23 protein-coding genes are annotated in these 26,412 nt (G+C 55.1%); 16 read left to right on the top strand and 7 right to left on the bottom strand.

Features of this window, described 5'->3' with window-relative positions; translation table 11 throughout:
- Positions 1-64: 64 nt before the first annotated feature.
- From uriH to CQ011_RS07830, 9 genes are all read left to right on the top strand, one after another.
- Positions 65-1,024: a uridine-preferring nucleoside hydrolase UriH gene (gene uriH / locus CQ011_RS07870; protein ID WP_105676336.1), complete on the top strand. Its 960-nt coding sequence runs from the start codon at positions 65-67 to the stop codon at positions 1,022-1,024.
- Positions 1,025-1,116: 92 nt separating this feature from the next.
- The gene (locus CQ011_RS07865) at positions 1,117-1,815 is read left to right on the top strand and encodes a dienelactone hydrolase family protein (protein ID WP_105676334.1); all 699 of its coding nucleotides are present in this window, start codon (positions 1,117-1,119) and stop codon (positions 1,813-1,815) included.
- 77 nt (positions 1,816-1,892) lie between these two features.
- Positions 1,893-2,327 carry a universal stress protein gene (locus CQ011_RS07860; protein WP_105676332.1) on the top strand — a complete coding sequence of 145 codons (435 nt, stop codon included), beginning with the start codon at positions 1,893-1,895 and terminating at the stop codon, positions 2,325-2,327.
- A gap of 95 nt (positions 2,328-2,422) precedes the next feature.
- Entirely contained in the window at positions 2,423-3,142 is a 720-nt protein-coding gene (locus tag CQ011_RS07855; RefSeq protein WP_105676330.1) for a LysR family transcriptional regulator substrate-binding protein, read from the top strand.
- A 42-nt stretch (positions 3,143-3,184) separates the two neighbouring features.
- Entirely contained in the window at positions 3,185-3,973 is a 789-nt protein-coding gene (locus CQ011_RS07850) for an enoyl-CoA hydratase/isomerase family protein (protein WP_105676327.1), read from the top strand.
- Between the two features lie 2 nt (positions 3,974-3,975).
- Positions 3,976-4,650: an alpha/beta fold hydrolase gene (locus tag CQ011_RS07845; protein ID WP_105676324.1), complete on the top strand. Its 675-nt coding sequence runs from the start codon at positions 3,976-3,978 to the stop codon at positions 4,648-4,650.
- On the top strand, positions 4,647-5,552 hold the full coding sequence (locus CQ011_RS07840) for a PfkB family carbohydrate kinase (protein WP_353616168.1): 906 nt from the start codon (positions 4,647-4,649) through the stop codon (positions 5,550-5,552). The genes CQ011_RS07845 and CQ011_RS07840 overlap by 4 nt, the downstream gene beginning before the upstream one ends.
- Entirely contained in the window at positions 5,549-6,343 is a 795-nt protein-coding gene (locus CQ011_RS07835) for an HAD family hydrolase (protein WP_105676315.1), read from the top strand. Before CQ011_RS07840 ends, CQ011_RS07835 begins: the two co-directional genes overlap by 4 nt.
- A complete protein-coding gene (locus CQ011_RS07830) occupies positions 6,340-7,056 on the top strand; it encodes a glycerophosphodiester phosphodiesterase family protein (RefSeq protein ID WP_105676313.1) in 717 nt (238 codons plus the stop codon). The genes CQ011_RS07835 and CQ011_RS07830 overlap by 4 nt, the downstream gene beginning before the upstream one ends.
- Here the strand turns inward: CQ011_RS07830 and CQ011_RS07825 are convergent.
- Positions 7,053-8,192, bottom strand: coding sequence for a mandelate racemase/muconate lactonizing enzyme family protein (locus CQ011_RS07825; protein WP_146112585.1), 1,140 nt, complete (start codon positions 8,190-8,192; stop codon positions 7,053-7,055). The two genes, CQ011_RS07830 and CQ011_RS07825, sit on opposite strands and share 4 nt — an antisense overlap.
- A gap of 340 nt (positions 8,193-8,532) precedes the next feature.
- Between CQ011_RS07825 and CQ011_RS07815 the strand changes: the two genes are divergently transcribed.
- The 4 genes from CQ011_RS07815 to CQ011_RS07800 all read left to right on the top strand — a co-directional run bounded on the left by CQ011_RS07815 (position 8,533) and on the right by CQ011_RS07800 (position 12,769).
- Complete coding sequence (locus tag CQ011_RS07815) at positions 8,533-9,459, top strand: carbohydrate ABC transporter permease (protein WP_105676306.1); 927 nt, start codon at positions 8,533-8,535, stop codon at positions 9,457-9,459.
- On the top strand, positions 9,452-10,426 hold the full coding sequence (locus CQ011_RS07810; RefSeq protein WP_286161128.1) for a carbohydrate ABC transporter permease: 975 nt from the start codon (positions 9,452-9,454) through the stop codon (positions 10,424-10,426). Before CQ011_RS07815 ends, CQ011_RS07810 begins: the two co-directional genes overlap by 8 nt.
- Before the next feature lie 74 nt (positions 10,427-10,500).
- Positions 10,501-11,856 carry a Gfo/Idh/MocA family protein gene (locus tag CQ011_RS07805; protein ID WP_105676303.1) on the top strand — a complete coding sequence of 452 codons (1,356 nt, stop codon included), beginning with the start codon at positions 10,501-10,503 and terminating at the stop codon, positions 11,854-11,856.
- 4 nt (positions 11,857-11,860) lie between these two features.
- Complete coding sequence (locus CQ011_RS07800) at positions 11,861-12,769, top strand: NAD-dependent epimerase/dehydratase family protein (RefSeq protein ID WP_105676301.1); 909 nt, start codon at positions 11,861-11,863, stop codon at positions 12,767-12,769.
- Positions 12,770-12,828: 59 nt separating this feature from the next.
- Here CQ011_RS07800 and CQ011_RS07795 read toward each other — a convergent pair whose 3' ends face one another.
- The 5 genes from CQ011_RS07795 to CQ011_RS07775 are packed head-to-tail and all read right to left on the bottom strand — an operon-like array spanning position 12,829 to position 19,422.
- Positions 12,829-13,935 (bottom strand): M24 family metallopeptidase, encoded by a 1,107-nt coding sequence (locus CQ011_RS07795; protein ID WP_105676296.1) that lies wholly within the window; start codon positions 13,933-13,935, stop codon positions 12,829-12,831.
- The gene (locus CQ011_RS07790; RefSeq protein WP_105676290.1) at positions 13,932-16,058 is read right to left on the bottom strand and encodes a DUF6807 family protein; all 2,127 of its coding nucleotides are present in this window, start codon (positions 16,056-16,058) and stop codon (positions 13,932-13,934) included. The genes CQ011_RS07795 and CQ011_RS07790 overlap by 4 nt, the downstream gene beginning before the upstream one ends.
- A gap of 39 nt (positions 16,059-16,097) precedes the next feature.
- Positions 16,098-17,006 carry a sugar phosphate isomerase/epimerase family protein gene (locus CQ011_RS07785; protein WP_105676287.1) on the bottom strand — a complete coding sequence of 303 codons (909 nt, stop codon included), beginning with the start codon at positions 17,004-17,006 and terminating at the stop codon, positions 16,098-16,100.
- On the bottom strand, positions 17,003-18,259 hold the full coding sequence (locus CQ011_RS07780) for a dihydrodipicolinate synthase family protein (RefSeq protein ID WP_105676282.1): 1,257 nt from the start codon (positions 18,257-18,259) through the stop codon (positions 17,003-17,005). The genes CQ011_RS07785 and CQ011_RS07780 overlap by 4 nt, the downstream gene beginning before the upstream one ends.
- Positions 18,256-19,422 carry a Gfo/Idh/MocA family protein gene (locus CQ011_RS07775; protein WP_105676280.1) on the bottom strand — a complete coding sequence of 389 codons (1,167 nt, stop codon included), beginning with the start codon at positions 19,420-19,422 and terminating at the stop codon, positions 18,256-18,258. Before CQ011_RS07775 ends, CQ011_RS07780 begins: the two co-directional genes overlap by 4 nt.
- 168 nt (positions 19,423-19,590) lie before the next feature.
- Here CQ011_RS07775 and CQ011_RS07770 point away from each other — a divergent pair, with 168 nt between their 5' ends.
- Both CQ011_RS07770 and CQ011_RS07765 read left to right on the top strand, forming a co-directional pair.
- Positions 19,591-20,577, top strand: a complete 987-nt coding sequence (locus tag CQ011_RS07770) for a LacI family DNA-binding transcriptional regulator (protein WP_219844193.1) — start codon at positions 19,591-19,593, stop codon at positions 20,575-20,577.
- Between the two features lie 187 nt (positions 20,578-20,764).
- The gene (locus CQ011_RS07765; protein WP_105676277.1) at positions 20,765-22,081 is read left to right on the top strand and encodes an ABC transporter substrate-binding protein; all 1,317 of its coding nucleotides are present in this window, start codon (positions 20,765-20,767) and stop codon (positions 22,079-22,081) included.
- A gap of 56 nt (positions 22,082-22,137) precedes the next feature.
- Here the strand turns inward: CQ011_RS07765 and CQ011_RS07760 are convergent, their stop codons facing one another.
- A complete protein-coding gene (locus CQ011_RS07760; protein WP_105676274.1) occupies positions 22,138-23,115 on the bottom strand; it encodes a hypothetical protein in 978 nt (325 codons plus the stop codon).
- 91 nt (positions 23,116-23,206) lie between these two features.
- Between CQ011_RS07760 and CQ011_RS07755 the strand changes: the two genes are divergently transcribed.
- Positions 23,207-26,389 carry a beta-phosphoglucomutase family hydrolase gene (locus CQ011_RS07755; protein WP_105676271.1) on the top strand — a complete coding sequence of 1,061 codons (3,183 nt, stop codon included), beginning with the start codon at positions 23,207-23,209 and terminating at the stop codon, positions 26,387-26,389.
- Positions 26,390-26,412 lie beyond the last annotated feature (23 nt).

The following is a 26,412-nucleotide window of genomic DNA, read 5'->3' as shown; positions in this document are numbered from 1 at the left end:
AGAATTAGGCTCAACAACCATCAAACTCCCGATATTTTGTTATCGGACGGGACCAGGGGCGTACATGAGCACACCACGCAAGATCATCCTTGACTGCGATCCGGGGCACGACGACGCGGTCGCTATCTTATTGGCGCACGGAAACCCGCAGATCGAATTGCTCGCGGTAACTACCGTGGTAGGTAATCAAACCCTGGAGAAAGTCACCGATAACGCGCTAGTGGTGGGCACTATTGCCGGAATCACCGGCGTACCTTTCGCTGCTGGGTGCCCCCGCCCGCTGGTCCGCGAGATTGAAAACGCCCCGGAGGTCCACGGCGAATCCGGCATGGACGGTCCGGCGCAACCGGCCTCACGCATAGTGCTCGATGAGCGTCACGCGGTAGATCTGATTATCGAATTGATCATGTCTCATGAGCCGGGCGAGATCACCTTGGTTCCCACCGGGGCGCTGACAAATATCGCGTTGGCGGTCCGCCGCGAACCGCGCATCGTCGAGCGCGTACGCGAAGTGGTGCTGATGGGCGGCGGATACCATACGGGTAACTGGAGTGCGGTAGCCGAATTTAACATCAAAATCGACCCGGAAGCCGCCCATATCGTCTTTAACGAAAAGTGGCCTGTGGTCATGGTCGGACTGGACCTCACCCATCAGGCCCTTGCCACCAAGGAAGTGGTGCAGCGTATTGAAAAGGTCGGCACGGGGCCGGCAAAATTCGTTCGCGAATTGATGGACTTCTTTGCGCAGGCCTATCTGGATCATCAGGGCTTTGACGCTCCTCCGGTACATGACCCTTGCGCCGTTGCCTATGTCATTGACCCAACCGTGGTGCGCACGCTGCGTGCCCCGGTCAGCGTTGAACTGCGTGGGGAGCTGACCCTAGGTATGACCGTCGCGGACTTACGCGCCCCGGCTGCCGAAGATTGCCACACCTCGGTGGCAGTTGATCTGGACCACGAACGCTTCTGGGATCTGGTGGTTGATTCACTTGAACGCATCGGTGAGGTCGATCTAACAGCGTAGTCTAGGCAAAATGCGTTAAATTGTGATGGTAGTCAATGCCAAAGCACCTATGGCATGCATAGACTGGAGATAAATACAGCTCAGGAGGCGAAGTGGCAGTCAAAACCCCGCACCAGAACGTAACTTTTGAATCGTCCGGAACGCAGGCGCACGGATACCTTGCGCTTCCTGAATCCGGTAAAGGCCCCGGCGTGATCGTCATCCAGGAATGGTGGGGACTGACCGACCATATCCGAGATATCGCCGACCGCCTCGCCGCCCAGGGTTTTGTTGCCTTGGCGCCTGACCTTTATGGCGGATCGATCGCGCATGACGGTGAAGAAGCCGGCCAGATGATGTCGCAGCTACCCGAAGAGCGAGGTGCCGAACTTCTCTCCGGAGCGGTCGACTACCTATTGGCTAGCGAGTCTGTCACCAGCACCAAGGTTGGAACTATTGGTTTCTGCATGGGTGGCGGTTTTGTCCTGCAGCTGGCAGCCCAGCAGGGTGAAAAAATTAGTGCCGCGGTTCCGTTTTACGGTGTCGGTCAGGGTGTACCCAATGATTTCAGTGGCGTGCGTGCCGCGGTTCAAGGTCACTACGCAAACTTTGACGACTCATACCCGGTCGCGGATGCCAAGGCTCAAGAAGAACAGATTCGCTTAGAATCCGGAGCCGAAGTTCAGTACTTTTACTACGACGGCAAGCACGCTTTCCACAACGATGAAAATCCTGCGGGAAACTACGATGCACAGCTTGCCGCCCTCGCCTGGCAGCGCGCCGTGGACTTTTTGCGACAAAAAGCCAACTAAGCGCATAAAGTGGTAGGCATCACAGTTGATGTCTGCCTCGAAATACTTACGAAGCAATCCCTATTCAAGGAGAAATAATGTCAGAAATCATCCTCGTTGGTGTTGACGGTTCCGAAACCGCACAGCGTGCGGCCCGCCGTGCAGCCGAACTCGCAGTGAAGATCGACGCCGAATTGGTCGTGCTCACCGCACACGCTTCGGATAACACCGAAGTAGTTTCCATCGGTAGCGACACCTGGATCTTGGACGACGCAGAGCAGGCCCGCAAGCTGGCTCAGCGTGTGGCCAACGATGTGCGCAACGCCGTACCAGGCGTGAAGGTCAGCGCAGCTGCCGGTCACGGTAAGCCAGGGGACGTATTGATCTCCGACGCTACCGAGCGCGGTGCCTCGATGATCGTCGTGGGCAACGTAGGCATGAAGGGTCTGGGCCGCGTGCTCGGCTCGGTTGCTTCCTCGGTAGCTCACTCGGCTCCATGCGATGTACTTGTAGTCAAGACCGACAGCAAGTAATTTAATCTTTAGCTGCGGCGGGCACGGAGTAATCCGAGCCCGCCGTACCGCGTTAATCGCATCGATCACGCCTCAAAGAACAGTAGGATTTAACCGTGCACACACTTCGAATTTCCTACGTAGCAGGCGTCACCCCGGGTAAATGGATGGATCGGTTCACCGAACGCTACCCGCAGGTCACGCTGGCGGCGACCCGCTACGACGGTGACGACATCCTTGAACTGCTGGCCAATGATCAGGCGGACGCGGTGTTTGTGCGCTATGAGGGATCCTCACCCAAGAACGACACCCGTCACTTGATTCCGCTTTACGATGAGCTCGAGGTAGTCTGCGCGGCCAAGGACCACGACGTTGAGTACTACGAAGAGACGATCCCCGAAGCGGACGCAGCGAAATTTCCACAACTTAACTTAAGTGAATACCCCGAGGAAGTCGGCGGGGTGCCCACCGCGATGGAGGTTGTCGCCTCCGGGGCGCAAGTCTTGCGAGTTCCGCAGAGCATCGCCCGGCTCTATCAGCGCAAAGACGTGGTGTACCGGGAAATTGAGGGTGGAAACACCACACATATCGGCATCGCGTGGCCAACCGGTCTTGAAGATTCTGAGCTGGTTGATGAATTTATCGGGATTGTGCGCGGACGCGGGGCAAACTCTTCACGCCAGGCTTCGGTGCGTAACACCCAGCAGGTAGCTAAAGAACGCAATGATAAATTGCGGGCTGCGGCGAAAGATAAAGCGAAGGCGCGCGCTAAACAGGAAAAGAAAGCCAAGGCCAAGGCCCGCAGTGGTGGGGCAAAAACTGGCAAACGCCGGTAATTTCCTAGTCAGGTAAGCGTGCGACATGAGAGAGTGATCAACATGGAGCAATTTGATACCCTCACCATGACCACACAGGGCGCAGCCCTCATCCTGACCGTCAACCAGCCAGCCTCAATGAACGCGCTGGCCTTGGAGGTCGTCGCGGACCTCGAGCGCGCGGTGGACTACCTTGAAGCCAGCGAGTTCAAGCACCGCGGCGTGGTGCTCACCGGCGCCGGTGAGAAAGCATTTGTCGCGGGCGCAAATATTGTCCAGATGAACTCCATGGACGCCGAGGCGGCTTTGGCCTACGGACACCGGATGCACGTGCTCACCGAACGTCTAGAATCCCTGCAGATTCCGGTAATCGCCGCGGTGAACGGTTTTGCCCTCGGTGGTGGCTGTGAACTGGCCCTAGCCTGCGACTTCATTTACGCCTCGGAGCGTGCCAGCTTCGGCCAGCCAGAAGTGACCTTGGGCCTGGTGCCAGGCTTTGGCGGTTCGGTCAGGCTTCCGCGCCGAGTAGGTAACGCGATGGCGCGTGAGCTGATCTTCACCGGACGCCGAATCAAGGCCGCCGAGGCACTACGCATTGGTCTGGTTAATCGTGTAGTGGCTCCGGAAGAACTGCTTGCTCAGGCGGTGGCCACCATCAATGAGCTGACGAAGGTTTCCCCCATGGCCGTATCCAACGCAAAGCGCGCGATGGTCACTATGGATGCACTGAACGTCCACGATGGACTAAAGGTTGAAGCGCAGAGCTTTACCGAAGCGTTTAACACCGCTGACTCCGTGGAAGGCCGCGCCGCCTTTGTCGAAAAACGCGCCGCAGATTTTCCCGGAAACTAACCATGCATTACGGGGCGCATCATGATCAGTGGTTACGCTTTTATGCGCCGGAACAGGTCACCGCGCTGGGTGCGGTGATGATCATTCATGGCGGATACTGGCGCGAAAAATACACCGCGCAGCTCGGTGAAGCACTGGCCATGGACCTGGCCGCTCGAGGTATCCCCACCTATAACCTTGAATACCGGCGTGGGCCGGGCAGCGCAGCGCAGATGCTGGCAGATGCCCGGCTCGCGCTGGCGCTGATCAAAGAAGAAGGCCCGATCACGCTCATTGGTCATTCCGCCGGCGGGCATCTAGCCTCATTGCTTGCAGCGCACGAGGACCGCGTCACGCAGGTCATTTCGCAGGCCGGACTATTAGATTTGCAGCTGGCTAAAACCTTGCGGTTGAGCAATGATGCGGTAGATGAGATGCTTGGCGACGCCGATTTGTCCTCGGTGAACCCCGTGGAATTATGGCCGATGCCAGCACGTGTCGTAATCTTTCATGGACGGGCCGATACAGATGTTCCGGTGAAAATTGCACGGCGTGCGGCAGACCATGCCGCCGCGCTGGGTCAACAGCACACCCTGCGGATTTTTGACGGTGACCATTTCAGCTGGATCGATCCGTCAAGCCACCAGTGGGAGGCATGCGTTAAACAGCTGTACCCGCTGCATTACAAAGGAGCATGATGAACCCGACGGTCATTGGCGAGGCACTAGTCGACGTATTGGCCTCAGGAATCGCCCCGGCGCAAGAATTTGTGGGCGGAAGCCCGCTCAACGTTGCCGTCGCGTTGGCCCGACTCGGTTACCCCGGTACGCTCATCACCCGCTGGGGACATGATGATAAGGGTGCGAGTATCGAGCGTTTCCTCTCGGCAAATAACGTCAAATACCTTGGCGGTGCCGATGATGAACCGACGGTGATTGCCCATGGCATTTTGGATCCAGCCGGCGGAGCGACCTTCGCATTTAATGCTTTCTGGCAGATGCCAACGGTGGGCCCGGAACTGGCCCAAGACACCGAACTGGTTCACACCGGCTCCATCGCAACACTGTTCAGCCCGGCCGAACTGCTCCCGTTGCTGGCCGCAGCCCGCTCTCACGCCACCATCAGCTACGATCCGAACCTGCGCCCCTCGCTGGTGACAAACCACGGGCAAACCGTCGCCGAAGTTGAACGATATGTCGGCCAAGCCGACGTGGTGCGTGTTTCCGGAATCGATTTGAAGTGGCTCTACCCGATGCGTTCGGTGCATGAGTCTGCTCGGGCCTGGTTGGCGATGGGCCCAGCCATCGTTGTGGCCACCTCCGGATCACGTGGATCCTGGGGCGTGGTGCGTGCCGGTGAGGCCGAATACAGTGCCCCCTCGGTCGAGGTAACCGACACCGTCGGCGCCGGAGATACGTTTACCGCTGCCCTCTTATGCTGGCTTGCCGAACGCGGGATGATCGGCGCCGCAAACCGTGAAAAACTTGCGCGCCTAGAAGCTGAGCAGTTGGAGCAGGCACTGATTTTTGCCGCTCATGCGGCGTCGGTAACGGTAGGCCGCGCCGGGGCGAACCCGCCGCACCGCGGGGAACTTTCATGATTAAACTGATCGCCTCTGATCTAGATGGCACCATCGTGGACCGCGAGGGGAATATCAGTGAACGTACTCGCCGCGCGTTTTTAGACGCTCGAGATGCCGGTATTCACATCGTTTTTGTGACCGGTAGGCCGTTTCGCTGGCTCACGCCCATTATCGAAGCCTTTGGAGGCATGGGCACGGTGATCTGCTCCAACGGCGCCGTGCTCTACGATCTGGAACAAGACCGCGTCATCTGGTCGCGGACCCTCTCCGCGGCTACCGCTAAACAGGCGGAGCAGATTATCTTGGAACATGAACCGAACGCTGCCTTTGCCGCGGAAACCACGCGTGGATTGCACCTTGGGGCGAACTTTGCCGAACAAAATCGTACCTTGGGAAGCCAATCGGTTCTGGACCTGAACTCGGAAGCCATTGATGAAGAAGGTATCGTCAAGTTTTTGGCACGCTCCAAATCCTTGCCTATCGATGATTTCTACGCTGCCGTGGCCCCCGAATTAGCTCAACTGCTCTCGGTCACCCACTCGGCTTTCGGGGTCTCGTTACTGGAGATGGCGCATGTAGACATCCACAAGGCCACCACCTTAGACGTGTACTGCCGTGAATTGGGGATCAGCGCCGATGAGGTGATGGCCTTCGGGGACATGCCCAACGACTTGGAGATGCTCGAATACGCCGGCCATGGTTATGCGATGGCCTCGGGTCATCCATTGGCCCTAGCCACCGCACAGCACACCGCGGACACCATTGAGGCAGACGGTGTCGCGCAGGTGATTGAGAAGCTATTAAAATGACCTACGCATTCACACATCGCGGCATTCGATTCGGCGATGAAGAGAATACACTCATCGCCTTTCAGCGGGCCTGGGATCTTGGAATCACCCATCTGGAGACGGATGTGCGTACTTCCAAGGATGGGACGGTATATGCCTTTCATGACGAGACGCTGGATCGGGTTACCGATGCTGCTGGAGCATTGCACGAATACACCGATGAGCAGTTGGCCACGGTGCGCGCCGGCGGCCAACCGCTGTGCACACTTCGCGAATTATTGCTCAGCTTTCCCGACGCGTTGCTTAATATTGATGTGAAGGATGAGCGGGCCATCGCTCCACTGGCAAAGCTGATCGAAGAGCTTGGCTGTCACGGGCAGATCGCATTGGCGTCTTTTGAGAGCTCACGAAGCGCCGCGGTGCAGCACCTGATCTCGGCCCCGGTGTTACGATCTCCTGGACGCTGGGAGATGGCGTTGATCTGGTTATGCGCCGCGCTTTTCGGTCGTATTCCCAATGTGCTGGCTCGGGGCTTCTGGGCGGTTCAAGTGCCGCTTAAGCAGGGTGTCATACCGGTAGTGACACCCCGATTTATCAAGGCGGTGCAACGCGCTGGATTGCAGGTCCACGTCTGGGTCATCGACGATGAGCCGACCATGCGCGCGCTGATGAAGAAGAACGTTGACGCGATCATGAGCGACAACGGCGAACTTTTGGCCAAAGTGCTCGGTTAGATAAGCAACAGCCGTTTCACGAGATAGGTCTCTATCATCTGCTCATCGGGTTCGAATCCGAGTCCATGTCTCTGAGGTAGCTGTACTACTCCGTGCTGGTCCATGCCTGATTGGTGTGGTGCATGCAGTGAGTGCAAAGTATGTTCCCAATTCACAAACGGAATTTCCAACTCGGGAAGAGACCTTCCATCCGTATGGCGCTGTGGAGGATCGAGCGCCACCAGTTGCGCGGTCGCTAGCAACGCGGGTCCGTAGTAAAAACAGTGGGGGATTACGGGAATACCGAGTCGCTTGCCAGCTCGACGAACCTCGAGCATCCCGGAGATACCACCAATTTTTCCAACACTGGGTTGTGCAAAGCTTAGCGCTCCGGATCCCATCGCATCGATGAGGCCAGCGACTCCTGAGTGGTTTTCCCCGGCAGAGACGTTCGAGAATTGAGAGTTGAGTTCGCGCAATGCGGCCGTAGCATCCGGCGGAAAGATAGGTTCCTCGACCCAGAGAAGCTGCAGCTCTTCAAGCTGCTCCATTGCTTGTCGGGCCCCGTCCAGACTCCACGCACAGTTCACATCGACCATGAGTGCTGCGTCGCCAGCGCTCTCGCGGGCAGCAGCGATGGCCGCGGGTGTGGATTCGTGGAGTTTGAACGCTTTAAATCCCAGCTGTTGAGCTTGGCTCACATGGTGTGAAACCTCCAGCGGGTCTTCGGCATAATGCACCAGTGAAGCGTAGGCGTTGACATGGTTCCGCGCGCCAGGCTCAAGGTATTCCCGCAACGTCACGCCGGCCTGTTGAGCAGCGATATCCCACAGCGCAATATCTATGGCTGACAACGCGTAGTGGACTGGACCGGTCCGCCCGAAAGCATGGAATGCGTATTCGGCTTCACCTATGGCTTCAGCGATGTCGGTATGTCTCCCGATGAAGAACGGTCCTACTATGTGCTCTAACGATGCCCACGTTGCAGGATTAGATTTGTGCCCGAAAGCTTCACCCCAACCCGTGAGCCCTTGCTTGGTGCGGACTTTCACCATGAGTGACTCCATATGCGTAAAACCCCGTGAAGATGCGTTGAAAGCATCGACCGATTCCACAATGGAATAACTGCGTTCTTGCCGTCCGGCATCGAACGGCATGGAAACTAGGATCAGTTCGATAGATTGGATGAAGTCCGATTTTTCGTTGCTGACTTGCGGCAAAGTAATATTTCTCCGTTTCGGCAAGTGGAACGCCAGCCATGATGGAGCTGGTTCCAGATGTATTTGGAAGATTCGTTGGACGTTGAGCTAGTAACGACACTCAATGTGGTTGACCTCACGTTGCTGTTTAGTTTACCGTTGTGGAACAGGTATTGGAAAGCGCATTCCGACAATATGTCATTTAGCTTCGCGAGAAGCATCAAACCGAGGAGTCAGTCATGTTGGTCCACACTCGCCTTGGGTCTCTAAGGGCTCATTTGAACGAGGGCGTTGGTCAATGAGTGCCATTGCTGAATTATCAAGACTGAGTAAAACCAAAGGGCAAAAGTCGCCTACCAGGGATAATAAGGCAGGGCACATCTTTTTGTTGCCATGGACCATCGGATTATTCCTGATCACCTTGGGTCCAATGGCAATGTCCCTGTATCTTTCCTTTACGGACTATAACCTTTTGCAAGCGCCGGAATTTACCGGTATGGAAAACATCGAGCGCATGCTCAGCGATGATCGGCTCCATAATTCGCTGCGCGTGACGTTCACCTACGTGCTAGTGGGTGTTCCCCTCCAACTTGGTGTCGCGCTAGGCGTTGCAATGTTGCTAGACCGTGGAATGCGTGGACTATCGTTCTATCGTTCGATCTTCTATCTGCCTTCAATGCTCGGTTCATCGGTTGCCATTGCTGTGCTCTGGAAGCAGATCTTTGGAACTACCGGCCTGGTCAACCAACTTCTCGGGTTGGTGGGCATCGAAGGGATGGGGTGGATTTCGGATCCAGATACCTCATTGGGCAGCCTGATCCTGCTCAACGTGTGGACCTTCGGTTCTCCGATGGTAATTTTTCTCGCCGGGCTTCGGCAGATCCCCGCAATGTATTATGAGGCAGCCTCGATCGATGGAGCGAACAAATGGCGTCAGTTCCTGAGTATCACCATTCCGATGCTCAGCCCGATCATATTCTTCAACTTGGTACTTCAGGTCATTGGAGCCTTCCAAAACTTCACTCAGGCGTTCATCGTTTCCAACGGTTCGGGAGGCCCGGCGGACTCAACGATGTTCTTCACCTTGTATCTGTACCAACAGGGTTTCAAGCAATTCGATATGGGTTACGCCTCGGCGATGGCTTGGCTGCTGGTCATAATCGTCGGTGGTTTCACGGCGCTGAACTTCTTCGTTTCTAAGTATTGGGTGTTCTACGATGACTAATCAGACTTCAATTTCGCACAATGATCTCGACGGGACTCAAGTATCGGGACTGGACGAGGCTGCCATGCTCGGAGGTCAGCCGCCGGTAGGCGGAACTGATTCAAATGGTAAGAAGGTTAAAGGCTATCGACCTAGTGGACGCGCACGTGCGCGTTCGTTAATCAAGCACACCATCCTGATCCTGGCTGCGCTGGTTATGATCTACCCGCTGTTATGGATGATAGCCAGCTCCTTCAGGCCGAACGACCTGATCTTCCGCGAAGCTGGTCTGGTGATCGCTAATGTGGAGTGGGAAAACTATCCCAACGGCTGGGACGCGCTTTCGGAACCATTTAGCAAATATCTGATGAACTCGGCCATTATTGTCATTGGCTGCATTTTGGGGAACTTGGTTTCCTGTTCAATGGCGGCCTATGCTTTCGCTCGGCTCGAATTCAAATTTAAGAAGACTATGTTCGTACTCATGCTGATGACGATCATGCTTCCAATCCACGTCATCATAGTTCCGCAGTACATCATGTTCTCCCAAATCGGCTGGGTTAACACCTTCTGGCCAATTATCGTTCCGAAGCTATTGGCGACCGACGCGTTCTTCATTTTCTTGATGATCCAGTTCATCCGTGGCATTCCTAGAGACATGGATGAGGCTGCACGCATCGACGGTGCAGGGCACGCTCGAACCTTTTTCCAGATCATTTTGCCACTGATGGTTCCTGCGCTGGCCACCACCGCGATCTTCACTTTCATTTGGACGTGGAGTGACTTCTTCACCTCACTGATATACCTGACAAATCCAAGTAACTACACGGTTCAGGTGGCATTGAATGCCTTCATCGATTCAACAGGTGAATCAAATTGGGGAGCATTGTTTGCCATGTCGATCGTTACTCTTGTACCGGTATTCCTTGCGTTCCTCTTCGGTCAAAAGTTCTTGATCAAGGGAATCGCTACCACCGGTATCAAATAACGAACTACAGCGCATGGGCTCGGTGACAAGCCGAGCCCATTTTCCTTGCAAATAACGAGTAGGCAGTGAATTTGATGAACAATCATAAACGAATCCGATACGTCTTGATAGGTACTGGCAACCGTTGCGAAATGTACCTCACCGCGATCCTTGGCGATCATGCAGACGTTGCGGAACTGGTGGCCTTGAGCGATACCAACCCGGGACGCACTGAGTATTACCTGGATGTCATTGAACAAACCTTCGGAGAACAGGTTGATGTTTTTGATCCAGAGATTCTCGCCCAGTACATTCGCGAGCAGAAAATAGACCGGGCCATTATCACCAGCCCGGATTACACGCATGCTGACCTGATCTGCACTTGTCTAGAAGCCGGCGCTGACGTCATCGTTGAGAAGCCACTAACTGTTGATTCCGAAAGCACACGGCGGATCGCCCAAGCAGTTGAACGAACAGGGAGAGAAGTGATTGTCACCTTTAATTATCGGTATTCACCTCGAAATACCGCACTTAAAAAGGCGATCGCGGATGGGCTAGTCGGTGAGGTAACTTCCGTGGACTTTAGTTGGATGCTCGACACCGTCCATGGTGCGGATTACTTCCGCCGCTGGCACCGGCTCAAGGAAAATTCTGGTGGCCTACTTGTGCACAAATCAAGCCATCACTTTGACCTAGTTAACTGGTGGCTAGACGATTCGCCTTCGTCGGTCTACGCGGCAGGCGGATTGAAATTCTATGGCGCCAAGAATGCCGAAGATCGAGGAATAATTCCGAGCGACAGAGGGACACACGCAAACAGCGAAAGCGAACCTTTTGATCTTGATTTGCACACGGACGAACGGCTTGAACACCTCTATCTAGATAACGAGCACTTTGATGGATATAGACGCGATCAGGGAGTCTTCCAAGGGGAAATCTCCATTGAAGACAACCTCGCGGTGATAGTGCAGTACGAGGACGGACCGGTGCTCAATTATTCATTAAATGCACACAGCCCATGGGAGGGCTACAGTGTCGCGGTGAACGGTACAAAAGGACGGCTGGAACTCAACGTTGTGGAACGTGCAGCGGTGCTTCCTGCGTCCGGGGCTAGTCCCGTTGACCCGTCAGTCAGCGACGATGCGCAAAACTCGGCTGTGCGATGCAAAGGCGACCGTCTGGTCTTGCAGCGTCATTGGGAATCGGCAGTAGAGCTAGAAATTATCAACGGAAAAGGTTCTCATGGGGGTGGCGACGCACTCTTGCTAACTGAACTTTTACGCGGTGCCGACGAAGACCAGTACAGCCGTCAGGCAGGATTCAGAGATGGCGTACGTGCCATTGCAATCGGTGTTTGCGCTAATGATTCCCTGATTACGGGGACATCTCAGCGTGTATCTGAGGCAGAATTCGGCGTAGATTTCAAACGGGTAGAGAAAGTGAAGCTCTGAACACATGCGTGAAACCATAATCATCACCGGAGGATCCGGCAGGCTCGGCCGTGCAGTTGTAACAGGGTTTGCTGCAGCTGGGCATCAGGTCATTTCCGTCGACAAAGAATTGCCACAGGAGCCGGTTCCTGCGGTGAACTATCAGCGAGTTGATCTCCTAGATGCCGCAGCAACAATCAAATTATTCGTGCATCATAAACCGACCTCAGTGATCTCCCTGGCCGCTTTGGCTGTGCCCTTCATGGCACCAGAGGAAGTGCTGTTAAGAACTAACGCATCGATCGCACACAACGTTGTCGCCGCTGCGGTTGCCGTGGGGTCTACAAAAATAGTCCTCGCTTCCAGTCCTTCAATAATGGGATATGGCGCCCCCAGCGGTTGGATTCCGAGCCGACTGCCTCTGGACGAACAGGAAACTCCGCGTCCTTGGCACGCATACGGACTCTCAAAGTACGTTGCCGAGCAGATTGCAGCAATGTTCGCGGCGCAGCAGGGGCCCGACAGTACGGTTAAATTTGCGTCTTTTAGACCTTGTTTCGTGATTGCTGAAGAGGAATGGGAGGGCTCGCCAACTCAGCAGGGACATACGGTTCGCGAACGCCTGGCAGATCCGTCACTTTCGGCTCCAGCATTGTTCAACTACGTAGATGCCCGAGATGTATGTGACTTCTTATTGATGTTGCTTGAAAAATTTGATCGAGTCGATAATGGCGATGTCTTTTTCGTTGGCGCCGCCGATGCGTTGGCTACCGAACCGCTGGCCGAGCTAATTCCGCAGAGCTATCCCGAACTTCGTGATTTGGCCAGCAAGCTGACGGGGACCTCCCCTGCGTTTAGTAGCGACAAGGCACGCCAAGTACTTGGCTGGGAGCCGCGACGCAGCTGGCGCACTGAACTTAGCCAACAAGACTAATCAACCGATAAGCCAAGGACATGACGCCAGCTTTGCGCCATGTCCTTGGATTTCCGGGTTTAAAGCTCTAAAACTGAAGGTCGAGCAAGCCTACCCACGCGTACTGTCGGCCACAATGGGTCAACGCTGAGCACCTCTAACGTTGGCTTCCCAGAACCCTCCGTGAGTAGCATGGTGTCTTCCACTTTGAAACATTGGCCGTCCCGAAGCGCGCTGGGGTTCCACGCAAATGATTGAAAACATCGGATAGCGTCTGTCACCTCTGGCGTGAGTCTCGGATCTCTACCGTTGTAGCCCGCAACGCCGCCTTGATGGTGGTTGCGCCATTCAGTTGCGCTGAAGCCATGAGCTGGATAAGCCTGAGCGATCACCGGTAACACGGATTTCAGCTTTGTTCCGGGAACCAACGCAGCCAAGATTTCCCGCTCGACTTCAAGGATCGACTGCTCGGCAAGTATTTCTCCGGGGCTGGCAGTGCCAAACCTTACCCACCTAGTCACGTTCGCGATTAACCCGTGGCGGCGGACGCAAAGAACTGCCATTGCGCGTCGTCCCAAGTGGGCCTGAGTGGGTAATGGGTGGCGGTAAGTCGAGCGCTCCTCACCACAAACTAGGGCAACCAAGACCTCGCCGCCAATTTCCACGGCGGCCGCGCTTAATCGTGCAGCGAGTTCCCGTTCGGAATCCATTGGTGTCGCCATGGAGAGTACCTGGGTAAAAATACTCGCGGTGTCTTGGCACAACTTCCTGTATCTCGATATTTCTTCTGGCACTAGCACCGTGCGTAACATCCGAAGTTCCGGCTCTACCTGCGCTTCGTTTAGTATTCGGTGAGCAGCTACTTCAGAGAACCATCTGGCGAAATCATCCAGAGATTCATACCAATCCAGAATGTGTACCCTAAGCAAAGGTGTGTCAAGTAGTTCTTCGTTCTGCACCCTAGCTGCTTCGCTGATAGGTACCGCCACTTCATACCCCTCCCGGTGAACCAAAACACGCACGACCGGTGGGCCAGCTAGCGAGACATGAGTGCGTGCACCGCTTAGGAACCAAGACAGCGAGGCAGAGCTCGAAAGCAGTATGCCGTCGGCGTCGAATGTATCTAGAAGTTGCACCATCTTCTCGTGTTTTAACTGTTGTTCGGTTTCCGGAGGCTGAGCATTCATCCGTTGGCTTCCAGTGCTGGCTGGTTTCGGAGGTGTTCTGCGAAGATCGACGCCTGGGTTTTGCTCAAGGTTCCGTCAACGACTAAGACTCGCATATTTCGAGTGATCGAGCTGTGTGGCCTGAGATAAACGGGGCGGTCCCAGGCAAGCGAGCTGCCAATTCCTGGGTAACCCGCGTATCGCACAAACCAAGGGTCATCGTCGGAGGAACAGAACAAAAGTGTTGCTCGACCGTGCCCGGTGGTTTTTGAATTCAAGGGCACACTGTCTGCGGAAAAGTCCGCGCTGAAAGCAAGCCAGTCGCTTTTCGTTCCGTGGACCTGCTCCTCGCCGTGGTGTGCCTCGGTGTAAATCTCACCGTGGTTGACACTCGGCAAGCGCCAGAAGAAGCCGCCATAACCTCCCCTTTCACGTCCGTTGGAACCGGGTGAACCTAGAGAGACGGTGTGTTCCCGGCTGCTAAGGGTGAAGCTGAAATCTAAAACCCATCCTTCGGTGCCGTCAACTCTGAAACCTTCTGCGCTGACCCTGCGGCGTTCGTCCATGAGGACTTTCTGGTGATGATCAACCCATTCTAAATGTGAGTCTACGGTTTGCCTCGTCTCGTCGAAATGTTCGCTCACGGTGCGAATCAGACCGTGGTCTTTGCGCCAGATGTAACGTAGGGCATCGCGGGTAAAAGTTCGGCCACCCCAGAAATTTGTTCCATTGACGTCTTGCAAGGCAACGCCCACACCGAGATGCCAAGTGTGATCCAGTGGTTGCTGCGCGCAAAGGACTACGCCAGACAAAGTGCACAGTTGGTCCAAGAAGGGGCGTGGAGAGTTAGTCGGTGCTATATCGGACCCAGTGCGGCGTCTAGCGACAATTACTTGTTCGGAATTCTGTGGATTTCTCAGTTTCAAGGTACCGCTGAAATGAGCCGGCGGGGCCCAGGGTGCATCCAGTGACGAGAATCCACTTTGAGCTGAGACTGCCCGATCAATAAATTGTTCAATGTTTGGTATGACTGGATGATATTCGGAGCCTTGGCCTTCGTAGTGGATCTCAGCGACCGGCAATGCGCTAGGCGCAGGAGCGGTGCGCACATGTTCCAAAACCTGCATAAAAGCGCCGGCGGATTCCAGCGGGCATAGCAGCGCGGGTGCGTCTCCTCGCTGAAAATCAACGAGGTTCTCCAGCAAGTTCGTACGGCCAAAAGTGCAAATGTATTCTTCTTTGCCCGACTCGGGATTCGGTTGGACTACAAGTTCATCGCGGGTGTAATACAGGGTCGCTTGACCCTCTGTGCCGTAGATGGTGATCCACGGGTCTCGTTGCTCTGATGCGCACACAGTCAGGGCGGCAGTGACAGGAATTCCAGAAGTAGTTTTCAGCCGCACCACTGAGGTGTCATCGGCTTCGATATTGTGTGCGTGATAGAGCTCGGTTGAAAGTTCTGCAATATCGCTGGTTAGGCGGGCTCCAGCGATATGCAAGGCGCTCATCACTGCGTGGGCTAGTGGATTGGTAATGACGCCGTCTGCGATATGTTTCCCGTTGAGCGTACGGCGTCCGGCCCACGGTGCCCGATCGTAATAACCCTTGGTTCGAACCCACGTTCCGCTGGCGCCTACCGCGCGCAAAGTACCAATGGGAGATTGTTCTGGATCTCCACAAAAGAATTCTTCGATTGCCTCCAGCGCTTTGGAGCCAATCGCCTGAAAACCAACTTGCACCCTGATGCCCGCTGCCCTCGTGGCAGTTAGCAGTCGCTCATACTGTTCAAGCGTCGCGGTTGGAGGCTTCTCTAGGTATAGGTCAGCCCCAGTTGCCAGAGCGCTCATCGCTAGCTCGTAGTGGGTGTTGATGGGTGTGGAGACGATGATGATATCCGGCTTGATCCCAGAAGCGATGAGAGAGTCTAATGAGGCGAAGATCGGTGTGTCTTCGCCACGGATAGCAGGACCAGGATCATCTGGTCCGGCGCCCGCGACAAATCGGATCTTCCCCAGCTTCACTAGACGATGGATATTCAGAAGATGCTGCCTTCCGAATCCGTTGAGTCCTACTAGAGCGATCGCCGGAGTTTTTATGCCGGGAACCTTTGTTGCCACGGATGGGTGCGGGAAAAAGTCGGTCATAGCAGTCCTAGCTTGCAGACATTCGGTGAGATAGCAGAATTAAAGAGCAACGTCTGCGGGGACAATTCCGGCAGCCTCATTCAGATGTGGAAGCACCAGTTCGGTGTAGCGTTCGGCCATCGTGGCGAGGGTCTGCGCAGGTGGTTGACTGTTGATTTGCTCATTAAATATCTCCACCTCCACAGGACCACGATATCCGGCCTTTGATACCCACCGAGATATCGTTTCGAAATCGACGTATCCATCGCCCATCATCCCCCGGGACTTCAATGCGTCATTGGCAAGAGGGAGGTTGAAGTCGCAAATCTGGTAGCTAGCTAGACGGTTCTCAAGCCCGGCGCGTTGGATCTGTTGCTGTAGCTGGGGATCCCAAAAGACGTGGAAGGTGTCTACTACGACCCCTACCGCCGCTGTCGGGTAAGGAGTGGCGAGGTCCAAGGCCTGACCAAGTGTCGAGAGGACTGCGCGGTCGGCAACATACATCGGGTGAAGCGCTTCGAGTACCAAACGTACGCCGTGTTCGAGTGCGTAAGGAACCAGATCGTCTAAAGTCCGGGCCACACGCTCGCGAGCAGAGGCGATATTCTTGTCGCTGCGCTCACCTTCGCCGCCAAGCACGTGTGCAGCGGCTGGTAACCCTCCGACCACCATGATCAACTCATCCGCACCGATGATCCCGGCTTCGCGGATGGCTTCCCGGTTTGCCTCCAGCGCCGCGGCTTGGCCCTGTTTTGAATTTGCTGTCAGGAAGCCTCCTCGGCACAGCGTGCTGGCTTTCAGGCCGCCGTCGGTAATAATTTTGGCCGCTTCAGCAGCGCCTCCAACGTCGGAAATGAGATGGCGCCATGGCCCGATGTGAGTGAGTCCTGCCTCGGCGCTCAGCTGTACCGCTTCACGGAGATTTAGCGTCGGGGTGGTACCGGTATTCAAAGAAAGTGCGAAGCTCATGAGACTCCAGTCAAAGTAGGGATCGAGGCTTTGATGCCGTTAATTTCAAGCAGTTGGCTCATGCGCCGCGCTGCGAGCTCTGGTTTGAGTAGTAGTCCGGCTTTGTCGGCCAAGACGAAAGTGCGTACCAAATGCAGGACCGAGCGGCCAGCTTGCAGACCGCCGACCATTTGGAAGCCCGTTTGGTGTCCATTGAGCCAGGACAGAAAAGCAATGCCCGTCTTGTAGTAGAACGTCGGAGCCGAGAAGATGTGCAGTCCCAGTTCTCGGGTCGAATCCAGAATTTCTCGACCTCGTAATTCTTGCCCTGCATCAAAGGCTTGCAGTGCGGTCGAAGCCGCGGGATATATGGCAGCGAAGATCCCGAGCAGGGCATCTGAGTGTTCAGTTCCGTCGCCGTGAATGAGTTCCGGATAGTTGAAATCGTCTCCAGTATAGAGACGCACTCCGTTCGGAAGGCGAGACCGCAAGTACTTTTCGTGCTCGGCATCGAGCAAAGAAACTTTCACCCCATCGATTTTTGACGCATGTGCTTCCAATAGTTCGATAAAGGTGTTGGTTGATTGCTCAATGCTTTCCCCTCCCCAATATCCAGCGAGGGCGGGATCAAACATTTCACCCAGCCAATGAAGGATAACTGGTTCAGCAGCAGCTTCTAGCAAAGTGGAATACACCTTTACATAGTCCTCTGCGTTCCTTGCGGCCTTAACTAGGGCGCGGGAACACATGAGGATCACCTTCGCCCCGGAATCTTCTACGTGTTGCAACATCTCCAGGTAGGCATCCGTGACAGGCTTCAAATCGCCTGGTTGAATGGTGGCGGGGTCCAACTGGTCTGTTCCTGCACCGCAGGCAAGCAAATCGCGAACGGTACGGCCAGCCAGCGCAGGATATCGTGATTCTCCTACAACTTTGGCAGCTTCGGCCGCTGAGCGCCGTATTAACTCTTGGGTGGCGGAATAGTCTAAGCCCATGCCACGCTGAGCGGTATCCATTGCGTCGGCGACTCCGAACCCGTACGACCACAACTCGTGGCGATATGCAAGAGTAGCCTCCCAATCTAAGGACGCGACCGCTCCCGGGGTGTTGTCGGCTGTCATTTGCGGGACAACATGTGCCGCCGCATAGGCTTTGCGCGAACGGATTGGACCGGTAGGACGTTGGAAGTTACCCGGGCCAGAAAGGGTGTAGCCGAATATCTCGCCATGCTCGTTCGGCAAGTCTATTTTTGGAAGATCCTCAGTGGCGCTCATAGCGTGATTTCCGGGATGTCGATGGTGCGACGTTCGGCAGCGGACTGCAAACCAAGTTCGGCAAGCTGCACGCCACGCGCAGCTGAAAGTAAACCATATCGGTGTTCCCGCCCGGTTTGGACATCGGCGAGGAATTCTTCCCACTGAAGTTTGAATCCGTTGTCTAAGTCACCGTTTGCGGGAACCTCTAGCCACTGGTCGCGGAAGGACTCTGTGACTGGTAAATCGGGGTTCCAAACAGGTTTTGGGGTGTGGGCGCGTTGCTGTGCAACACACTTGTTCAGGCCTGCTACAGCCGAACCATGTGTACCGTCAATCTGGAACTCGACAAGTTCGTCGCGGTAAACACGCACTGCCCAAGAGGAGTTGATCTGCGCAGTTACTTCGTCGCCCTGTGGCGTTTCAAGTTCGAAAATTCCGTATGCGGCGTCGTCGGCCGTAGCATCATAAGCCTCGTTTTTTTCATCCCATCGTGTTGGAATATGCGTCGCGGTCTTGGAAGTTACGGACTTAACCTTGCCGATGATCCCTTCAAGTACATAGTTCCAGTGGCAATACATGTCGGTGGTCATCGAGCCACCATCTGCTAAGCGATAGTTCCATGAAGGACGCTGAGCTTCTTGTATCTCACCTTCGAATACCCAGTACCCGAACTCCCCACGTAGGGAAAGGATTCGCCCGAAGAAGCCTTCATCAACCAAGCGGCGCAACTTAACTAGACCAGGAAGGTAGAGCTTGTCGTGAACTACACCGGCGGTCACACCACTCCTTGAAGCCTGCCGGGCAAGTTCGATCGCTTCGGTCAGTGTTTCTGCAGTTGGTTTCTCCGTGAATACATGTTTGCCAGCAGCAATTGCCTTAGACAATGTGTTGTAGCGAAGTGAAGTCATCGATGCATCAAAAATTATGTCAATGGAAGGATCATTGATCAGCGAGTCTAGGTCAGTCGTGTAGTGCTCGACATTATGCAGGGCTGCTAGCTCTTTGAGCTTGTCTACGTTGCGGCCCACTAGGATTGGCTCGACAGTAACCTTGGTGCCATCGGAGAGGGTGATGCCGCCTTGATCGCGGATAGGCAGGATGGAGCGCACGAGGTGTTGACGGTACCCCATGCGCCCGGTGATGCCGTTCATTGCGATGCGCAGGACTCGTGTTTCGGACATGTAGAGGGCTCCTTGAACTGTGGAAATCTGCTGAGAAAGATCTTGGGAATGCGCTTTCCACGATAGTGTTAGTAAATTGCTGTGTCAACCATCACTGGGGTTGGGGTTATGCTTGTTCGAAATTGCAATGGGTGATAAGGATTTCATGTGGCTATTCGACTGACTGACGTGGCTGATGAAGCTGGAGTTTCATTGGCAACCGCGTCCCGTGTACTTAATGGGTCGGCGCGAAAGCCGGCCGAGGAAATCTCCGAGAAAGTCCGTGCTGCGGCCCAGAAGCTTGGGTATTTTCCCAATGCTCAGGCGCAAGCGCTTGCCCGGGCATCGACGAAGCTCATTGGACTTGTGGTGCATGACATCGCCGACCCCTATTTCTCGTCAATTGCACGAGGCGTGCAGAAAGGGATCCAGGCAAATGGGATTCAGCTTTTGCTTACAAGTACAGGGGGAGAGGCAGATCGTGAGGCTTTAGCGGTACGTGCCTTTATGTCTCACCGCACTGATGCGATCATCCTGTCCGGGTCACGTCGATTCAGTGAAGATCACGAGTTGGCGGAGCTGCTGGAAAGCTATCAAACGAACGGCGGACAGGTCGCCATGATTGGACAGCCATTCCCTGCCACGGGCGGGATTCAGCTCGACAATGAGGGTGCTGCGAGCGAGCTGGCTGGCGAATTGCTCAAGGCTGGGCATCGTCGGTTTGTTGTGTTGGCTGGAAATCCGGACTACATGACGGCAAAGCATAGGGCAGATGGTTTTACTGGGAAGCTTAAGCGTTCCGGCGTCCCGGTGGAAACCGCCCTGTATGGCGCATTCTCAAGGGAGGGAGGCTACTTGGCGATGGGTGATTATCTTGACCAAGCTGAATCTCAGGAGACTGCAAATCAGATTTGCGTATTTTGCGTTTCTGACGTGATGGCTCTTGGTGCAATTCGTGCCATAAGGGAGCGTGGATTACGTATCCCGGAAGATGTAGCGATTGCCGGATTTGATGATATCCCAACGCTGGGTGACGTCACCCCATCGATTTCCACAGCTCGTTTACCTTTGGAGGAAATCGGACGACTTGCCGGTGAAATGGTTGTTGCCCACAGTAATTCGAAGCTGGTTGTGATGACTGGAACTCCGGTATTGCGCGAGAGTACGGAGCGTTAATTCCACAGCGATACCTTTTGTGGATCGTGCGATTCAAAGGTGTCATCAACAATTTCCCTCAAGCTCTTGACTTGTGAAGTGAATCACATCTAGATTACAGGGGAAGCGCTTTCCCGAATAGGGAACGTATTTATGGCTCGCCGCTGACTTAACCTCTGCGAGTTTTCGCCCATCCAAGGAGGAGCCCATGAACAAACAACAACGCTCTGGTGCCGCGCATCGTGTGGCCGGTAATCGTCTCGCTAGATCTCTTGCCATTACGGCAGTCGCCGCACTGGCGTTAACGGGATGTGGCGGAGGAGGAAATGCGGCCGATAGTGCAGATGGAAAGGTGAGTTTACGCTTCGCTTGGTGGGGTTCAGACTCTCGCGCACAGGCAACAAATAAGATTATCGAGGCCTTCGAAGCGAAGAATCCGAATATTGATATTCAAGGTGAGTATTCGGACTGGAGTGGGTACTGGGACAAGCTTGCTACTCAGGTTGCTTCGAACGATGCTCCGGACATCATTCAGATGGATGACAAGTATCTTCGTGAATACGCGGATCGAGGGGCACTGCTCGATCTTGATGGTGTCGATGTTTCGAAATTTGAAGAGGTATCCATTTCCAATGGAACCACTGAAAATGGTTTAGTTGGCATCACGACGGGAATTAACTCGTTCACTCTGACGGCAAATCCTAAGGTGTTGAAGGAAGCTGGGCTCGACGTTCCAGACGATAAAACCTGGACATGGGACGACTATCGGGAAATCACCGAGACGGTCAGTGAGAAGGTGGAGGGAAAATATGGATCCGAGGCGCCCAACGAACCGGCAGGATTGCAGACGTGGTTACGACAGTCTGATAAGCACTTGACTAATGAATCTGGAGAACTAGGGCTAACCGTCGAGGATCTTGCGGGATATTTCCAGCACCACCAGGATCTGCTGGATAATGGATCCTATCCGGTAGCCTCTGTTCTGGCCGAAAATCAAAATGCTGGCCCCGATCGTTCGATGACAGGAACGGGAACGTCTGCGTTTGGGATGTGGTGGAGTAACCAGCTTGGTTCGTTGTCCGCTGCGGCCGGTGTCGACTTAGTGCCGTTACGTCTCCCAAGCGCCTCGGGCAATGCTCAGGACAATGGGCTCTGGTACAAATCATCGATGCTGATGTCCGGATACAGCAAGTCAAAGCATCCTGAAGAAACTAAGAAGTTTATTGACTTCATGGTGAATTCGGAAGAAGCGGGCGAGCTGAACAAGATGGATCGCGGTTTGCCTGCGAATACTGAAATCCGTGAGTTAGTTGTTTCAGACCTTCAGCCGATTGAAGCGGCTTCAGCTGATTTCGTGACCGGTATTGAGGAAGAGCTTGCCGGAACCGAGCCGATTCCACCTATGGGGTTCAGTAAGATTCAAGACATCTTGTACCGTTACGAAATGGAAATCTTCTTCAAGCGCCAGACAACACAAGATGCTGCACAAAATGCATTCAATGAAATGCAGTCGGCAGTTCAGTAGAAGAAGCTGACCTGTATATAAGTCTGGCGAGGAATATTTATTCCTCGCCAGACTTTTTAGCGTACCGACAGTGTATCCAAGACCAGCGGTGCATGTTCTTGCAACTGCTCGTCGCTGGCATCAAGGAGCAACCGCAGCCAGGTTTCATGCTGGGATAGCGGCGCAACCAAACAGGCCGGAGCAATCAGATCGTAAAGCTCATCGGCATTACCGTAGACAGCGAACTCTGCCAGATAGGCACCTAAAACTCGCATGACTCGTTCGTCATCGGTTCGGCAATTCCAGGTTTGCGTCATGGCAGCCAGCGGAGCGGCCAACGAAGAGAAAGGGTGAGCCCAGTGCGCCGCTGCAAAGTTAATGATCCGTGCTTGCTGACCTTGCTCGGCGGGAACCACTGCCTGGGCCAAGTCGAAGGCTCCGTGTTCCAAGCTCAACGGAACCGGTCCACGATGCAAGGCCGCACAGGCATCCGAGAGTGTGGAGACGTGGCGGTGCAGCTCGTCGGCTTGCTGCGGATCCAGATGTAATGGATGTTGGGCATCAAGCGAGACATGCATGCTCAAGGCCTGTTCAAATTGTTCTGGCAAGAACTGTGGATCTACCACCGGCATGCCCACGTCAAAGAAAGCCTCTTCGTTGCCCATCAGTGCAACCTGGAAGGAACCGAGCGAGGCCAACGCCAGCTGCCAATTCTCGACGCTGTCTTTGAGATCTGCCAAGGTATGACCAAAGTCGGGGGCGAGCATATAACCGGCCACACGGTCGATTGCCAAAGGCATCACCACACGATCCGGAAGTAATTCACCGGCGGTAATCGTAATGGCGGCCTCGGCCGTCAAACCAGGCGCGTTTGCGCTAAACACCAGATCTGCCGCGTCAGTTCCTACCAACGCCGAGATCTGATGCAGAGAAGCCGGCCAAAAGTCCGGTCCTGCAACACGCTCGATGCCGTAAGCCGCGCAGGCCTCATCGATCCAGCTGGCGGCATCGTCACGCCATTGCTCGCTATTCCATACATCTATCCACTGAGCCACACTCCTTATCGTAGTATGTCGATGCAAGTGCGTTAGCGCGCTAGGGTGGGGACTACGGCCAGTCATTGCCCTCTTTCGAAGGATCTCGATCGTGAACGCTACACGTCCGACGTACCGCCACCGTGATTTTAAGGCCGTCCTTTTTGACCTGGATGGTGTGCTCACTCCGACCGCGTTATTACACCGCGCCGCTTGGAATGAATTATTCACAGAATTTTTCGCGCAGGAACACCCGGGCGTGCCGCCGTATACCGAGCAAGACTACTTCGAGCTACTCGATGGGCGACCACGTTATGAAGGGGTCAGCGCCGTGTTGGCCTCCAGAAATATCTCTCTGCCCTATGGTGACCCGGAGGATCATCCCGGCACCAATTCGGTCTGTGCTCTGGGTAATCTCAAAAATTCGGTGTTCACCACCGTATTGGAACGAGATGGCATCGCCCCTTACCCGGGTTCCAAGGACTACCTGCAACAGGCACTGAAAGTCGGTCTAGACGTTGCGGTGGTTTCCTCCTCACGTAACGCCAACATGGTGCTGGAAGCCGCCGGGCTTTCGCCATACTTTTCAACAGTCATGGGCGGCCGTGAGGCACAAGCTCGACAGCTAGCCGGTAAACCGGCTCCGGACACCTTCCTAGCCACCGCCAAAGACCTTGGCTGGCGTCCGGAAGAGTGTGTGGTGATCGAAGATGCCAGCAGCGGAGTACAAGCAGCTCGCGCCGGAGGCTTTATGGTCGTCGGCGTGGCCCGAGAGGATAATGCCGAGCAGCTCTTAGCCGCCGGCGCAGACTTCGTCGTTGAAGACCTGAGCGAACTGGTCTCATCCTTGGCGATTCAAGCCTGGACTTATGACCCTTGGTCAATCACCCGTGACAGCGAACGTGACCATACCGGGGCCCAAGACACCGTCTTCGCCTTGGGTAATGGTTTCCTTGGAGCTAGGGCGGCACAGGTCGGACTCGGGGAACAAGTGGCCGGTACCTTCATCAACGGGCTGCATGAGACCTGGCAGATCCGCCACGCCGAAAGCGCTTTTGGGCTGGCCGAGACCGGGCAGACGATGATTAGCGCCCCGGATTTCCGCACGCTGCGCGTGTTCATCAACGATGAGGCGCTCGAGGTGGGGCGTACCGAGATGATCCGCGATGACCTGCGTCTTGATTTCCGTGATGGAACGCTGATATCCCAGACCCTCTGGCGAACCGCGGAGGGCCATCGAGTCGCGGTAACCGAACGAACCATGATCTCCTTCAGCGACCGACACCTAGCGGTAACTGACCTGCATGTGCGCCTGCTCGATGAACCGGCGCATGTGTTGGTGCAGTCTTCGCTGATTGGTTATCGTTCGGAACCCGAGGTGTCGTCGCCAGCCGAAGTTGATTCTGGCAAGGATCCACGCAAATCAGATGAATCTTCGGATAACCCATTGCATCCCGCGGGCCATATCTCTCAGGGTGCTCAGCTCGGCTTGTCCTACCACGTGTCCGGTTCCCAGATGTCTGTTGCGGCGGTCATGGAACACCGGGTAGAAAGTACCGGTGGCGCCAGCGCGCAGGTCCACACCGAACGTACCGCGCAGCCGAACCGTGCGGATGAGGTTTCGAGCGCAAACCTCGATGCGGGACAGGGGCTGCGCGTCTCGAAATTTGCTGTGTATCATTCGTCGCGCCGACATCCAGCCCAAGAAATGCTGCAACGCTCCACTCGCGCACTGGATCATCTGGTGCCTCGTGGAATTGATGAACACTTGCGCATCCAGCGGGCCTTTATGGAGTCTTACTGGCAGCGCAGTGACGTGCTGGTCGATAGTGATGATCCAGGCTTGCAGCGGAAGATCCGTTGGAACCTCTTTCAATTGGCTCAGGCGTCGGCCAGGGCCGACGGTCTAGGGATCAGTGCCAAGGGAGTGAGCGGTAATGGGTACTCCGGTCATTACTTCTGGGACACCGAAATTTATGTGTTGCCATTCTTGACCTACACGAATCAGCAGTGGGCGCGTAACACCTTGCGTGCCCGCATTTCGATGATCCCGGCATCGATCCGTAGGGCGCGCACCATGAACGAGGAGGGACTACTTTTCCCTTGGCGCACTATCAACGGTGAGGAAGCCAGTGCCTACTACCCAGCGGGTACCGCGCAATATCACATCAACGCGGACGTGGTGTATTCGCTGAACCGCTACCTTTTCGCCGCCTGTGACGACGAGTTCCTCGAGGCAGGTGGGGCCGAGATTCTCATTGGTACCGCCCGCATGTGGGCCTCGTTGGGGTTCTGGCGTGGTTCGGGTGACCAGCGTAGTTTCCATATCCATGGGGTGACCGGTCCGGACGAGTACACCGCGGTGGTCAACGACAATACCTACACCAACGTCATGGCGCGCTTTAACCTCCGACGTTCGGCCCAGCTGCTAGGCGAATTGGCTAGTCGACGCCCGGAGTTTTATGCGCAATTGACGCAACGTTTGGAACTGGAAGATTCCGAGATCGATACCTGGCAGCTGGCGGCCGAGCGAATTCATATTCCTTATTCGGATGCGGTAGGAATTCACCCACAGGATGACCATTTCCTGAACCGCGAGGTTTGGGATTTAGCGGCTAGTGGCGCGGATAAACGTCCGTTACTGCTGCATTACCACCCGCTGGTGATTTACCGTTTCCAAGTCATTAAGCAGGCCGATACGGTGCTCGCGCTCTGGTTGCGTTCTAGTGATTTCACCGCAGAACAGAAACTCGCTGACTTCAACTACTATGATCCGTTGACTACCGGGGACTCGACGCTTTCGGCGACCGTGCAGTCAATTCTTGCGGCCGAGGTCGGCTATCGTGAGTTGGCATTTGATTACTTTGAGCATGCGTTAAACGTGGATCTGGAAAACCTTCATGGAAATACCGCCGACGGAGTACATGTGGCTTCCACCGGTGGTGTGTGGGCGGCACTCGTCAACGGGTTTGCGGGGTTACGCGACGATAATCAAAAGCTCGAGTTTGATCCACGATTGCCACAGGTTTGGAAATCAATTGGTTTCCAACTGATCTTTAACGGTTCGGTGATCAAGGTGCAGCTTAAATCCTCGTGGATTGAGTTCACCCTGACCGGTGCGCAGCAACAAAGTGTTTGGGTGCGAGGAGAAGAGATTGTGCTCCAGCCAGGCCAGAGCCAACGCGTGCCACTGGCCGATCAAGGTCCGCAACTTTCCGGGCGCCCCAGCTTAGAACATGTGCTGTCCTTGCAACGTGATGCCGGAGTGGATGTGCCGCATAAGCCGTGGAAATAGAAAAAGCCGGGTGGGCACCGATT

The sequence above is a fragment of the Arthrobacter sp. MYb213 genome (genome assembly GCF_002979915.1).
Classification (GTDB): domain Bacteria; phylum Actinomycetota; class Actinomycetes; order Actinomycetales; family Micrococcaceae; genus Glutamicibacter.
The sequence above is the reverse complement of the archived record's forward strand: the minus strand, read 5'-3'. Positions and strand labels throughout refer to the sequence as shown.